This is a genomic window from Nonomuraea bangladeshensis (genome assembly GCF_039529455.1).
GTDB classification, from domain to species: domain Bacteria; phylum Actinomycetota; class Actinomycetes; order Streptosporangiales; family Streptosporangiaceae; genus Nonomuraea; species Nonomuraea bangladeshensis.
This window is the reverse complement of sequence record NZ_BAAAMV010000003.1, coordinates 12,835-25,878: the sequence shown is the minus strand read 5'-3', so window position 1 is coordinate 25,878 and position 13,044 is coordinate 12,835. Positions and strand designations below refer to the sequence as shown.

The following is a 13,044-nucleotide window of genomic DNA, read 5'->3' as shown; positions in this document are numbered from 1 at the left end:
ACCGGCGGGCGCGGCGGGGGCGTGGCCGTGCCAAGCTGTGGGGGACAAAACACCACGTGGAGGAGCCCGAGCTTTGGCAGAGAACCCCTTCTTCGCCCCCAGTGACCTGCCGTACGAGCTGCCGCCCTTCGCCGAGATCCGCGAGGAGCACTACCTGCCCGCCTTCCGGCGCGGCATGGCGGAGCAGCTGGCGGAGGTCGAGGCGATCGCCGGCAGCACCGAGCCGCCGACGTTCGACGACACGATCGCCGCGCTCGAACGGTCGGGGCGCGTCCTCGACCGCACGGCCACGGCCTTCTTCAGCATCGCCTCCTCCAACTCCAGCGACGGCATCATGGAGATCGAGAAGGAGATCTCTCCCGAGCTGACCCGGCACAGCGACAGCATCCGGCTCAACCGGGCGCTGTGGGCGCGCATCAAGCAGGTCACCACCTCCGACCCGGAGGAGGCGTGGCTGCTGCAGAAATACCGCGAGGACTTCATCAGGGCCGGCGCCGACCTGTCGGAGACCGAGCAGGCCCGGCTGCGCGAGCTCAACGAGGAGCTGTCGCGGCTGTCCACCGAGTTCGCGCAGGCGCTGCTGAAGGCGGCCACCGAGGCCGCGCTGGTGGTCAAGGACCCGGCCGAGCTGGACGGCTTCGACCAGGCCAGGATCGACTCGCTGCGGCAGGACGACGGCACGTACGCGCTGCCGCTGCTCAACTTCACCGCCCAGCCCGCGCTCTCCCAGCTCACGAACCGCGACGTGCGCCGCCGCCTGTTCGAGCTGAGCGTCGGCCGCGCGCCGGGCAACTTCGCGATCGCGGCCAGGATGGCGGCGCTGCGCGCCGAGCGGGCGGCGCTGCTCGGCTTCCCCGACCACGCCTCCTACGTGGTGGCCGACCAGACGGCCAAGACCGTCGAGGCGGTCGAGGAGATGCTCGGCCAGCTCGTCGGCCCGGCCGTGCGCAACGCCGGGCGGGAGGCCGAGGAGCTGGCCGCGCAGGCCGGGTTCCCGATCGAGCCGTGGGACTGGCCCTACTACTCCGAGCAGGTGCGCAAGGCCCGCTACGACTTCGACGACAGCGCGGTGCGGCCGTACTTCGAGCTGGAGCGGGTCTACCGCGACGGCATCTTCTTCGCGGCCGGCAAGCTGTACGGCGTCACCTTCGAGGAGCGGACCGACCTGGCCGGCTACCACCCGGACGTGAAGGTGTTCGAGGTGTTCGAGGAGGACGGCTCCGCGCTCGGGCTGTTCCTGCTGGACCCGTACGCGCGGGCGAACAAGCGCGGCGGGGCGTGGATGAACAACCTGGTGGACCAGTCGCTGCTGTTCGGGCTGCGGCCGGTGGTGCTGAACAACCTCAACGTCACCAAGCCCGCCTCGGGGCCGACGCTGCTCACCTACGACGAGGTCACGACCGCCTTCCACGAGTTCGGGCACGCCCTGCACGGCCTGTTCTCGAAGGTGCGCTTCCCGCGCGTGTCCGGCACCTCGGTGCCGCGCGACTTCGTCGAGTACCCCTCGCAGGTCAACGAGATGTGGGTGACCTGGCCCGAGGTGCTGGCCAACTACGCCAGGCACCACGAGACGGGCGAGCCGATGCCGGCCGAGCTGGTGGAGAAGCTGACCGCGGCCGAGACGTTCAACCAGGGCTTCAAGACCGTCGAATATCTCGCCGCCACGCTGCTCGACTGGGCCTGGCACCGGCTCGCGCCGGGCGAGGAGGTGGCCGACGCCGAGGCGTTCGAGGCGGCGGCGCTGGAGCGGGCCGGGATCGCCGTGCCGCAGGTGCGGCCGCGCTACCGCACCAACTACTTCGCGCACATCTTCGCCGGCGGCTACAGCGCCGGCTACTACTCCTACATCTGGAGCGAGGTGCTGGACGCCGAGAGCGTCGAGTGGTTCAAGGAGAACGGCGGATTGCGCAGGGAGAACGGCGAGCACTTCCGCCGTGAGCTGCTGTCGCGGGGCGGCAGCCTCGACCCGCTGAGCGCCTTCCGCAACTTCCGGGGGCGCGAGCCGCGCATCGAGCCGCTGCTGAAGCGGCGCGGCCTGGACTGACAAACGGCCCGGCCGGGGCGGCCCGCCACGAGAGCGGGCCGCCCGGCGGGCACGTCAGACGCCGACGGCGCCGAGGCGGGCCAGGGCGGCGCGCAGGCGGTCCTGGGTGCGCTCGCGGCCGAGCACCTCGATCGATTCGAACAGCGGCAGGCCCACCGTGCGGCCGGTGACGGCCACCCGCACCGGCGCCTGGGCCTTGCCCAGCTTGAGCCCGTGGGCCGCGCCGACCTCCTCCAGGGCCTCCTTCAGCGACTCGGGGTCCCAGCTCACGAGCTCCAGGCGCGCCAGGTAGCCGGAGATGATCTCCACCGGGGAGTTCTTCATCGCCTTGTCCCAGGACGCCTGGTCGAACACCGGCTCGTCGAGGAAGAGGAAGTCGACGTTCTGCCGGATCTCCGACAGCACCCCGATGCGGGTCTGGGCGAGCGGCGCGACCTTGCTGAACAGCTCGCGGTCCCAGCCTTCCTCCAGGTAGGGGGCGCAGCGCTCCTCGAACGTCTCCAGCGGCAGCGCCCGGATGTACTCGCCGTTGAAGGCCCGCAGCTTCTTCTCGTCGAAGAACGCGCTGGAGGAGTTGACGTCCTCCAGCCGGAACAGCGGCACCATCTCCGACCACGGCATGATCTCGCGGTCCTCGCCGGGACCCCAGCCGAGCAGCATGAGGTAGTTGACCATGGCCTCGGCGAGGTAGCCCTCGGCGCGGTAGTCCTCCAGGGCCACCTTGTCGCGGCGCTTGGACAGCTTCTTGCGCTGCTCGTTGACGATCACCGGCAGGTGCGCCCACACCGGCGGGTTGGCGCCGAGGGCCGGCCAGAGCAGCATCTGCTTGGCCGCGTTGCCCAGGTGCTCCTCGCCGCGTACGACGTGGGTGATGTTCTGGGTGATGTCGTCGACCGCGTTGGCCAGCACGTAGAGCGGCGAGCCGTCTGTGCGGGCGATGACGAAGTCCTCCTGGGCCTCGTTGGGGAACTCGACGTCGCCGCGGATGAGGTCGGACACGATGGTCACGCCCTCGTCGGGGGTGCGGAAGCGGACCGCGCCCTCGGTCAGGCCGCGCTCGCGGCAGTGGCCGTCGTAGCCGCGGTGCTCGGAACCGGTGCGGGCGACCAGCGCCTCGCGGGTGCAGTCGCAGTAGTAGGCCCGGCCGTCGGCGAGCAGCTTGGCCACGGCCTCGCGGTGCTGCGGCTCGTACGCCGACTGGAAGTAGGGGCCCTCGAAGGCCGGGTTGGTGCCGTTGACACCGATCCAGTCGAGCGCGGAGATGATGCCCTCGGTCCACTCCGGGCGGTTGCGCGTGGCGTCGGTGTCCTCGACGCGCAGCACGAACCGGCCGCCGGACTGCTCGGCCAGCGCCCAGTTGAACAGCGCCGTGCGGGCGCCGCCGACGTGGAACATGCCGGTGGGGGACGGGGCGAACCTGACCCGTACGTCAGTCACGGGAGACCACCTTGTTCGTGAGTGTGCCGATGCCTTCGATGCCGACGCTGACCTCGTCGCCGACCTGGAGCGGGCCGACGCCGGCCGGCGTGCCGGTCAGGATGACGTCGCCGGGGATGAGCGTCATGACCGCGCTGACGTAGGCGACCAGCGCGGGGATGTCGTGGATGAGCTGGGTGGTGCGGCCGCTCTGGCGCACCTCGCCGTTGACCGTGGTCGTGAGGGCCAGGTCGCTCGGGTCGAGGTCGGTCTGGATCCACGGCCCGAGCGGGCAGAAGGTGTCGAAGCTCTTGGCCCGGGTGAACTGCACGTCCTTCTTCTGCAGGTCGCGCGCGGTCACATCGTTGGCGCAGGTGTAGCCGAAGATGACGTCCTTGACCCGCTCGACCGGGACCTCGCGGCACAGCCGGCCGATGACCACGGCCAGCTCGCCCTCGTAGTCGACGCGGTCGGACAGGTGGACCGGGTAGGCGATCTGCTCGCCGTGGCCGATCACCGAGGTGGACGGCTTCATGAAGATGAGCGGCTCCTCCGGCACCTCGTTGCCCATCTCCTGGGCGTGCTCGGCGTAGTTCCTGCCGATGGCGACGACCTTGCTCGGCAGCATCGGGGCCAGCAGCTTGACCTGGCTGAGCGGCTGGCGCTCGCCGGTGAACTGCACCTGGCTGAACGGGTGACCGGCGACGGTGGAGATGAACTCCTCGCCGGGACCGCCTTCGACCACACCGAACGACACGCCTTCGCCTGTGGAGAACCTCGCTATACGCACCTGTCCAGGCTATCGCCGCCGCCGTGGGAGTCCGTTCACCTGGCCCGCGCGGGTCACGTACGACGGGTTAGCCTGGACCCCTGACCTGCGCAGGTGCGCTGACGAGAGGGGTTTCCCATGTCCGTCGTGAAGATCAACGTGCTGACCGTGCCGGCCGCCATGCGGGAGGAGCTCGAACGGCGGTTCGCCGGGCGGGCGGGGATGGTGGAGTCCGCGGACGGGTTCGAGTGGTTCGAGCTGCTGCGGCCGGTGGACGGGACCGAGCGCTACCTCGTCTACACGCGTTGGCGGAGCGAGGCGGACTTCGAGGCGTGGCAGCAGAGCCAGGAGTTCGCCCGCGGTCACGCGCGGGCCGCCGGCGAGGCCGCCCAGCAGGGCCAGGGCCAGGGCCACGGGCACGGTCAGGGTCCGGCCGCGAGCGGGTCCGAGTTGTGGACGTTCGAGGTGGTCGAGAGCGCCACCCCCAAGGCGTAGCGGGCGGTTAACGAATCGGGCACTCGGCTTGACCGGATGATCGCGCACGCGAAAGCATGTCCCGCCTCAAGCTTGTGTGTCCTGGTTCGTGCTGAAAGGAACTGGCGTGCGCCGCCTCGCGATCCCTCTTGCCCTCACGCTCGCGCTCGGCGGCCTCGCGGGGACCCCCGCGTACGCGGACGGGGACGGCAAGGTGGCGCGCACCGCGGCGTGCCAGGGCGACTGGCTGCCCGGCACGCCGACCGCCGCGGACGTCATGGGCGGCGAGATCTCGCTGGTGGGGCTGCCGGCGTACAAACTGGGTGAGAAGGTCGACTGGGCCGCGAGCCCGTACAAGAACCGCTCCTGGGAGTTCGTCTTCCAGTCGCTGCGCTGGCTCGGCACGCTCGTCGTCGAGTACGAGAACACCGGCGAGCGGCGCTACCTCGACCGCGCGACCGAGCTCGCCAAGGACTGGGTGGCGAACAACAAGTACGGCGCCCGCGGCACCAAGCCCTACGTCTGGAAGGACCACCCGGTCTCGCTGCGCACCCAGCCGCTGCTGTGCCTGAGCGAGCACGTCAAGGACTCCTGGCTGAAGGACAGCCTGGCCGTGCACGCCAAGCTCCTCGCGAACCCGGCCCTGTACAAGAAGGGCCACAACCACGGCATCGACCAGGACATCGCGCTCATGGGCATCGGCTGCCGCTACGGCCGCAAGGACTGGGCCGACCTGGCGTCCAGGCGCCTGACCGGCACCGTCAAGCTGGACGTGGACGCCCAGGGCGCGCTGATGGAGCAGGCGCCCCGCTACGCCGTCTACGTCTACGGCCGCCTCCAGGTCGCGATGACGAACATGAAGTCCTGCGGCCGCAAGGTCCCCGGCGAGATCGCCAAGCGCGCCGAGGCGCTGAAGGACTTCATCGCGCACGCCACCATGCCGAACGGCTACATGGCGCCGCTCGGCGACGGCAGCGCCGAGACCGAGCCGAAGATGGAGACCGGCACGCCGAAGCAGAAGGTCAAGGTCTACCGGGCCGGCTACGTGTTCGGCCGGACGGCCTTCGACAAGCAGGACTCGGCGTACTACTCGATCAGGTTCGGGCCCGGGATGAAGTTCCACGGCCACGAGGACCACCTGGGCGTCACCTACTACGCGCAGGGCCGCGACATCCTCGTGGACGCCGGCTTCCACTCCTACGAGAAGAGCGCCTACCGCTACTGGACGCTCTCCCCCGAGGCGCACAACGTGCCGACGGTGGTCGGGGCGAAGTTCCGGCCGCGCACCTCCTCGCGGCTGACGAAGTCCTCGCTCGGCGACGACCGGCAGGCGTTCCGGGTGACGGACGACGCCTACGGCGTGAGCCGTACGCGGTCGGTGCTGGTCGACCACGGCGAGGACCTGATGGCGGTGCTCGACACCGCCGGGGGCGGCAAGCAGGTGCGGAACCTGTGGCGGTTCGCCCCGTCGCTCAAGGTCGTCTCGAACGGCGGCGGCAAGGTCGTGCTGGCCGACGGCAAGTTCAAGGTCACGCTGCTGCAGCTGTCGCCGTCGTGCGCGAAGGTGGGCGGGCAGCGGGTGGAGCGCGGCGGGAAGCTCGGCTGGGTGTCGCCGACCTACCTGTCGAGGCAGGCGGCCACGGTGGTGGTCTCGCCTGCGGCGAAGTCCCTGCTGACGGTGGTCGTGCCTGGGACGGACGCACCGAAGGTGTCGTGCTCCGGCGGCAAGGTGACGGTCGAAGGGGTCTCCTTCTCCGCCCGCCTGCTCTGACCTCGGACTCCCTGGCTCAGCAGTCGCGGCCGGCGCGCAGCAGGCCGTACGTGACCGCCTGCTCCAGGGCCTGCCAGGAGGCGTCGATGATGTTCTCGGCGACGCCGACCGTGGCCCACTCGCCGGTGTCGTCGCTGCTGGTGATGAGCACGCGGGTGACCGCGTCGGTGCCGTGGGTGTCCTCCAGGATGCGGACCTTGAAGTCGACCAGCTGCACCTTGGCCAGCTCGGGGTAGAGCTGCTCCAGCGCCAGCCGGACGGCCTTGTCGAGGGCGTTGACGGGGCCGTTGCCCTCGCCGGTCGCCACGATGCGCTCGCCCTTGGCGTGCACCTTCACGGTGGCCTCGCTGACCAGCTCACCACCCTTGGTGCGCTCGACGATGACCCGCCAGGACTCCACCTCGAAGTGGCGCTTGCGCTCGCCGTGGACGGTGTCGCGCAGCAGCAGCTCGAAGGAGGCGTCGGCGGCCTCGAAGGTGAAGCCCCGCGACTCCAGCTCCTTCACCCGCTCGACCAGCGCCTTGGTGTGCTCGCCCGTCAGCTCGTAGCCCAGCTCGCGGCCCTTGAGCTCGACGGAGGCGCGACCGGCCATGTCGGAGACCAGCATGCGCATGTCGTTGCCGACGGCGGCGGGGTCGATGTGCTGGTAGAGGTTGGGGTCGACCTTGATGGCGCTGGCGTGCAGGCCGGCCTTGTGCGCGAAGGCGGACATGCCGACGTAGGGGGCGTGCGAGTTGGGGGTGACGTTGGTCACCTCGGTGATGGCGTGGGCGATGCGCGTCATGTCGGCGAGCGCGGCCTGCGGCACCAGGTCGAAGCCGCGCTTGAGCTGCAGGTTGGCGACGACGGTGAAGAGGTTGGCGTTGCCCGAGCGCTCGCCGTAGCCGTTGGCGCAGCCCTGCACGTGGGTGGCGCCGGCACGGACCGCGGCGAGCGTGTTGGCGACCGCGCAGCCGGTGTCGTCGTGGCAGTGGATGCCGACCCTGGCCCCGGCCTGGACGGCCTCGTGGACGATGTCGGCCAGCTCGTCGGGGAGCATGCCGCCGTTGGTGTCGCACAGCGCGATGACGTCGGCGCCCGCCTCGGCGGCGGTGCGCAGCACCTCCAGCGCGTACGCGGGGTTGGACTTGTAGCCGTCGAAGAAGTGCTCGGCGTCCAGGAAGACCCGCTGGCCCTCCGCACGCAGGTGGGAGACCGTGTCGCGGATCATCGCGAGGTTCTCCTCCAGCGTGGTGCGGAGGGCCAGTTCGACATGCCGGTCGTGACTCTTGGCGACAAGGGTCACGACGGGCGCGCCGGATTCGCGCAATGCGGCCACCAAGGGGTCGTCGGCGGCCTTCACCCCGGCCCGGCGGGTCGCGCCGAACGCGGCGAGCTGCGCGTGCTTCAGGTCGAGCTCGGTGCGAGCACGCCTGAAGAACTCGGTGTCCTTGGGATTGGCTCCGGGCCAGCCGCCCTCGATGAAACCGACGCCCAGTCCGTCCAGGTGACGCGCGACGGCCAGCTTGTCGGCGACGGTCAGGTTGAGCCCTTCCTGCTGCGCGCCGTCACGCAGTGTCGTGTCATATACGTGGAACCGGTCATCGGCCATGAGCTTCTTCCTTCTGGAGATCCCTGGAAAACAAAAAGACCCCTCACGGACGTGAGAGGTCTGCGCGCTGGCGGTGTCCCTGTGTCAGCCAGCGCGCCTGCCGATAATGAGCAGACCGTAGAACATGGTGCTCATCAGTCTGCCATACGTTTCCACCATTCGGCACAAGGATCTCACTGCTCGGACGCCTACACGGTGACGCCGCCACCGCCCGTGACGGCACGCTCCAGGGCCTGCGGGTCGAACGCCTCGCCGCCCAGCAGCTTGCCGTCCAGCAGCAGCGTGGGGGTGCCCTCCAGCCGGACCTTCGCGGTCTCGGCCAGGTGCGCGTCGGCGTACGACTGGTCGCGTACGCAGCTGTCCACCTGCGCGCCCGCCTTCCTGGCCGCCCCGACCAGCTCCTCGACGGTGAAGCCCGAGGCGACGCCGTGCGGGGCCGGCTGGATGGCGTACAGCTCGTCGCGGAAGGCCAGCCAGCTCGACTCGGGGACGCAGCGCGCGGCCGCGGCGGCGCGGATGGAGTTGGAGCGCATGGGCTCGTCGCGGAAGATGGTCACGGCGTGGAAGACGACCTTGACCTTGCCCTCACGCGCCAGCCGCTGGATCGTCGGATCCACCTTGGCGTGCATGTCCTTGCAGACCGGGCAGTCAAAATCTTCGTAAACGTCCAGGACGGGAGCATCGCCGCCGCGGTCCGCCAGCACCATGGACCCGTCGAGCTGACGGGTCAGCCGCACCTCGGCCGAGCTCTCCCCCGGCTCGGAAAAGGCCAGCACACCGAGCACCGCGATCACCGCGCACGCGACCGCGACCGCCACCAACCGCTTCATCATTCGCCCACTCTCAGCTTGTCGATCGCGCAGACCCTACCGGAACGGAAACAATGTCCGTATGAAGGCAGACCTCCTGACCCCGGCCGTGGCGCGTTACGTGTACGAGCACTCGACCAAGCCCGACCCCCTGCTGGAGCGACTGGCCCAGGAGACCATGGAGGTCACGGGCGACAGCGCGGGGATGCAGATCTCCCCCGACCAGGGCACGTTCCTCACGATGATCACCCAGCTCATGGCCCCCCAGGTGGCCGTGGAGGTGGGCACGTTCACCGGCTACTCGTCGGTCTGCATCGCCCGGGGCCTGCGGGGCGGCCGGCTGCACTGCTTCGACGTGAGCGAGGAGTGGACCTCGATCGCGCGCCGCTACTGGGCGGAGGCCGGGGTGGCCGACCGGGTGACGCTCACCCTGGGCCCGGCGCTGGACACCCTCGCCGCTTTCGACCAGACCGTCGACCTGGCCTTCGTGGACGCCGACAAGGGCAACTACCCCGGCTACTACGAGCTGCTGATCGAGCGCATGCGGCCGGGTGGGCTGCTGATCGCCGACAACACGCTGCGCCGCGGGCACGTGGCCGACCCGTCCCACGACGAGCCGACCACGGTGGAGATCCGCCAGTTCAACGACCTGGTGATCGAGGACCCGCGGGTGAGCGTGCTCATGCTGCCGGTCGCCGACGGCATGACGCTGATCACCAAGCACTGAGACGGGCGCGGGTCCCCGAGGTCAGGCGATCTTGTGGACCCAGCCGTGGGCGTCGGGGCGGGCGCCGTACTGGATGCCGACCAGCTCCTCGCGCACCCGCATGGTCACCGGGCCGGGCGTGCCGTCGGCGACCGTCCAGGCCCGGTCGGCGCCCTTGACCGAGCCGACCGGGGTCACCACGGCGGCCGTGCCGCAGGCGAAGACCTCGGTCAGCTCGCCCGACTCGCACGCCGACTGCCACTCGTCGACCGAGATGAGCCGCTCCTCGGTCTCCAGGCCGAGGTCGCCGGCCAGCTCCAGGATCGACTCGCGGGTGATGCCGGGGAGCAGGGTGCCGGTCAGCGCGGGCGTGACGAGCTTGTTGCCGAAGACGAAGAACAGGTTCATCCCGCCCATCTCCTCGACGTACTCGTGGGACTGGGCGTCCAGCCACACGACCTGGTCGCAGCCGTTCTCGACGGCCTGGCGCTGGGCGACGAAGGCGGCGGCGTAGTTGCCGCCGCACTTGGCGAAGCCGGTGCCGCCGGGGGCGGCCCGGGTGTACTCGGTGGACAGCCACACCGAGACGGGCTTGACGCCGCCGCTGAAGTACGACGCCGCCGGCGAGGCGATGACCATGTACGAGTAGGTCCTGGACGGGTAGTTGACCCCGAGCCCCGCCTGCGTGGCGATCATGAAGGGCCGCAGGTAGAGGCTGTGCCCCTCGGTGGTCGGCACCCACTCCTCGTCGGTGCGGACGAGGAGTTCGAGCGACTCGACGAACGTCTCCTCGGGCAGCTCGGGCATGGCCATGCGGGCGGCCGAGCGGTTGAAGCGGGCGGCGTTGGCGTACGGGCGGAACATCACGATGGAGCCGTTGGCCTGCCGGTACGCCTTCAGGCCCTCGAACAGCTCCTGCGCGTAGTGGAAGACCGCGGTGGCCGGGTCGAGCGAGAGCGGCCCGTACGGCGCCAGCCGGGCGTCGTGCCAGCCGCGCCCCTCGGTGTAGTCGATGATGATCATGTGGTCGGTGAAGGACTGCCCGAATCCGGGGTTCGTCAGTACCTGCTCCCGCTCGGCCGCGGTGCGAGCGTGGTCGGATAGCTGCACGTCGAAGCTGAGCTTCTGAGCGATGGTCATGACGATGGTCCTTCTCTCTGCGATTTCGCGAAAATCTACCGAATCCTGAGGGTCCGTGGACCCGCTACAGCGCGGCAGTGCTGCCCGAAGGCAGCTAGTACTTCCTATTGTCTCGCCATATGGGATGACAAGCTGCCGTTGGGCGATTCGGCCACTTCGGACAGCAAAAAGCGCCTGGCGATCCGGGTGCGGACCGCCAGGCGCGTGGGGAGGCTAGGCGGCCCTAGCCGGATACTCGCGCGGTGATGTCGTCGCCGATCTGCGAGGTGGTGCGGCCGGTCCAGCCGGTCAGCCGCTCGACGATGTCGTCGGCGACCGCCTGCTCGACCTTGGCCGCCTCGGCGCTCAGGCCGAGGTGGTCGAGGAGCATGGCGACCGACAGGATGGTGGCGGTCGGGTCGGCCTTGCCCTGGCCCGCGATGTCGGGGGCGCTGCCGTGCACCGGCTCGAACATGCTGGGCGCCGTGCGCTCGGGGTTGATGTTGCCGCTCGCGGCCAGGCCGATGCCGCCCGCGATGGCCGCGCCGAGGTCGGTGATGATGTCGCCGAACAGGTTGTCGGTGACGACGACGTCGAAGCGCCCCGGCTGGGTCACGAAGAACATCGACGCCGCGTCGATGTGGCAGTAGTCGGTGCTGACCTCGGGGTATTCCTCGGCCACCCGGTTGACCGTGCGCTGCCACAGGTCGCCGGCGTAGGTGAGGACGTTGGTCTTGTGGACCAGCGTCAGCTTCTTGCGCGGGCGGCTCTGGGCCTTGTCGAAGGCGTAGCGGACGACGCGCTCGACGCCGTGGGCGGTGTTGAGCGACTCCTGGGTGGCGATCTCGTGCGGCGTGCCGCGCCGCATGGCGCCGCCGGTGCCCGCGTAGAGGCCCTCGGTGCCCTCGCGGACCACGATCATGTCGATGTCCTCGGCCGTGGTGTCGGCCAGCGGGGTCTCGACGCCGGGGAAGAGCTTGACCGGGCGCAGGTTGACGTAGTGGTCGAACTCGAAGCGCAGCCGCAGCAGCAGGTCGCGCTCCAGGATGCCCGGCGGCACGCTGGGGTCGCCCACCGCACCGAGCAGGATCGCGTCGTAGCCGCGCAGCTCCTGCAGCACCGAGTCGGGCAGCGTCTCGCCGGTGCGGTGGTATCGCGCCGCGCCCAGGTCGTAGTGCGTGGGCTCGATCTTCGTGCCGACGGCTTCGAGGACCTTGAGCCCTTCGGTGACGACCTCGGTGCCGATGCCATCGCCGGGGATGACGGCCAAGCGGATGTTACGCGACTCCATGCCGGTACCTTACCGGCTCGTCTCGCCTGACGAACACTCGGTCTCATTTTTCGGACTGTTCCAGAAAAGTCCGATTTGTGAAGGTTTGCGATCTTTTGACTGATTCGTTAGCGTCCGTGCCCTGCCTAATCCACGCGGCGGTTCGCGTGGAGCCGGGGACCCACTCTCCCCCAGGGGCGAATCGGCATGCGCCGTAGGGCTGCTTCCAAGCCCGAGCCCGTCAGCTAACCCGGTCGGCCGTATGGAAGGACAGTCCCCTGTCTCGCATCGCCATTCTCGTGGCGGCGGGCGCGACCGGCCTCGCCGTGCTCGCCTCCCCCGCCCAGGCATCCACCCCCGACGAGAACAACCCCGGCCGCGCGCCCAAGGCCGAAACCCTCGACCAGCGCGCACTCACCACCACGCTCACCGGTCCGGAACTCAAGAAGATCCGGGATCGGCAGAGCAGGCCCGCCTGGAAGATCGCACTGAACTTCGCCCTGAAAAAACAGGGCATCCCGTACCTATGGGGCGGGACCGGCAGGGGCGGTTACGACTGCTCGGGCCTCATGCTCCGGGCGTACCAGAAGGCGGGGATCCAGCTGCCCCGCGTCGCCGCCGACCAGTACGCGGCATTCGACAAGAAGGTCTCCTGGAACCACCTCAAGCCCGGCGACCTGGTCTTCTTCAGCAACCTCGGCCACGTCGGGATGATCTCCCGGCCCGGCTACATGGTGCACGCGCCCCGCACCGGCGACGTCATCAAGGAGGAGAAGCTGTCGAGCTGGCGCAGAAGCGTCTTCGTCGGCGGCGTCCGGCCCGACCGCAAGGGCGTGCGGGAGTGGGCGGAGCGGCAGGAGGAGCCGGCACCGCCCATGCCCGTCGCGTCGGTGCTCTGACCGACGTCCCTGATGTGCGAGCCGGGGCCCTACCGGCCGGACTCCTGCGGGGCGCCGCCGTTGTCGCGGCGGTCCAGCGCGGTCTGCAGGGCCTCGGCGGCCTCGTCCTTGTGGTCTTCCGCACGGTTCCAGGCGTACATCTCGTACATGATCGTCAACTCGTTTCGCGAGGAGGC

Annotated in this window: 11 protein-coding genes and 1 riboswitch; of the genes, 5 read left to right on the top strand and 6 right to left on the bottom strand. The window is 69.7% G+C overall.

Going from position 1 to position 13,044, the window contains the following annotated elements; genetic code table 11:
* The first annotated feature begins 73 nt into the window (after positions 1 to 73).
* Positions 74 to 2,044, top strand: coding sequence for a M3 family metallopeptidase (locus ABD292_RS08280; RefSeq protein ID WP_344206474.1), 1,971 nt, complete (start codon positions 74 to 76; stop codon positions 2,042 to 2,044).
* Positions 2,045 to 2,098: 54 nt separating this feature from the next.
* Here ABD292_RS08280 and gltX read toward each other — a convergent pair whose 3' ends face one another.
* Positions 2,099 to 3,439 (bottom strand): glutamate--tRNA ligase, encoded by a 1,341-nt coding sequence (gene gltX, locus ABD292_RS08275; RefSeq protein ID WP_371251672.1) that lies wholly within the window; start codon positions 3,437 to 3,439, stop codon positions 2,099 to 2,101.
* Between the two features lie 34 nt (positions 3,440 to 3,473).
* Complete coding sequence (locus ABD292_RS08270; RefSeq protein ID WP_344206472.1) at positions 3,474 to 4,250, bottom strand: fumarylacetoacetate hydrolase family protein; 777 nt, start codon at positions 4,248 to 4,250, stop codon at positions 3,474 to 3,476.
* A 117-nt stretch (positions 4,251 to 4,367) separates the two neighbouring features.
* Between ABD292_RS08270 and ABD292_RS08265 the strand changes: the two genes are divergently transcribed.
* Together ABD292_RS08265 and ABD292_RS08260 are read left to right on the top strand one after the other, a co-directional pair.
* Positions 4,368 to 4,724 carry an antibiotic biosynthesis monooxygenase family protein gene (locus ABD292_RS08265; RefSeq protein ID WP_344206471.1) on the top strand — a complete coding sequence of 119 codons (357 nt, stop codon included), beginning with the start codon at positions 4,368 to 4,370 and terminating at the stop codon, positions 4,722 to 4,724.
* 106 nt (positions 4,725 to 4,830) lie between these two features.
* Entirely contained in the window at positions 4,831 to 6,474 is a 1,644-nt protein-coding gene (locus tag ABD292_RS08260; protein WP_344206470.1) for a heparinase II/III domain-containing protein, read from the top strand.
* Positions 6,475 to 6,490: 16 nt separating this feature from the next.
* Here ABD292_RS08260 and cimA read toward each other — a convergent pair whose 3' ends face one another.
* Both cimA and ABD292_RS08250 read right to left on the bottom strand, forming a co-directional pair.
* Positions 6,491 to 8,065 carry a citramalate synthase gene (gene cimA, locus ABD292_RS08255; protein WP_344206469.1) on the bottom strand — a complete coding sequence of 525 codons (1,575 nt, stop codon included), beginning with the start codon at positions 8,063 to 8,065 and terminating at the stop codon, positions 6,491 to 6,493.
* Positions 8,066 to 8,253: 188 nt separating this feature from the next.
* Entirely contained in the window at positions 8,254 to 8,898 is a 645-nt protein-coding gene (locus ABD292_RS08250) for a DsbA family protein (RefSeq protein WP_344206468.1), read from the bottom strand.
* Between the two features lie 58 nt (positions 8,899 to 8,956).
* Here ABD292_RS08250 and ABD292_RS08245 point away from each other — a divergent pair, with 58 nt between their 5' ends.
* Entirely contained in the window at positions 8,957 to 9,601 is a 645-nt protein-coding gene (locus ABD292_RS08245) for an O-methyltransferase (protein WP_344206467.1), read from the top strand.
* 21 nt (positions 9,602 to 9,622) lie between these two features.
* On the opposite strand, the gene ABD292_RS08240 is transcribed toward ABD292_RS08245, so the two are convergent.
* A complete protein-coding gene (locus ABD292_RS08240) occupies positions 9,623 to 10,720 on the bottom strand; it encodes a branched-chain amino acid aminotransferase (RefSeq protein WP_344206466.1) in 1,098 nt (365 codons plus the stop codon).
* Between the two features lie 223 nt (positions 10,721 to 10,943).
* Positions 10,944 to 11,990 carry a 3-isopropylmalate dehydrogenase gene (locus ABD292_RS08235; protein WP_344206465.1) on the bottom strand — a complete coding sequence of 349 codons (1,047 nt, stop codon included), beginning with the start codon at positions 11,988 to 11,990 and terminating at the stop codon, positions 10,944 to 10,946.
* Between the two features lie 112 nt (positions 11,991 to 12,102).
* A riboswitch (cyclic di-AMP (ydaO/yuaA leader) is annotated at positions 12,103 to 12,244 on the top strand.
* Between the two features lie 24 nt (positions 12,245 to 12,268).
* Between ABD292_RS08235 and ABD292_RS08230 the strand changes: the two genes are divergently transcribed.
* Positions 12,269 to 12,868, top strand: a complete 600-nt coding sequence (locus ABD292_RS08230) for a C40 family peptidase (protein WP_344206464.1) — start codon at positions 12,269 to 12,271, stop codon at positions 12,866 to 12,868.
* Positions 12,869 to 13,044 lie beyond the last annotated feature (176 nt).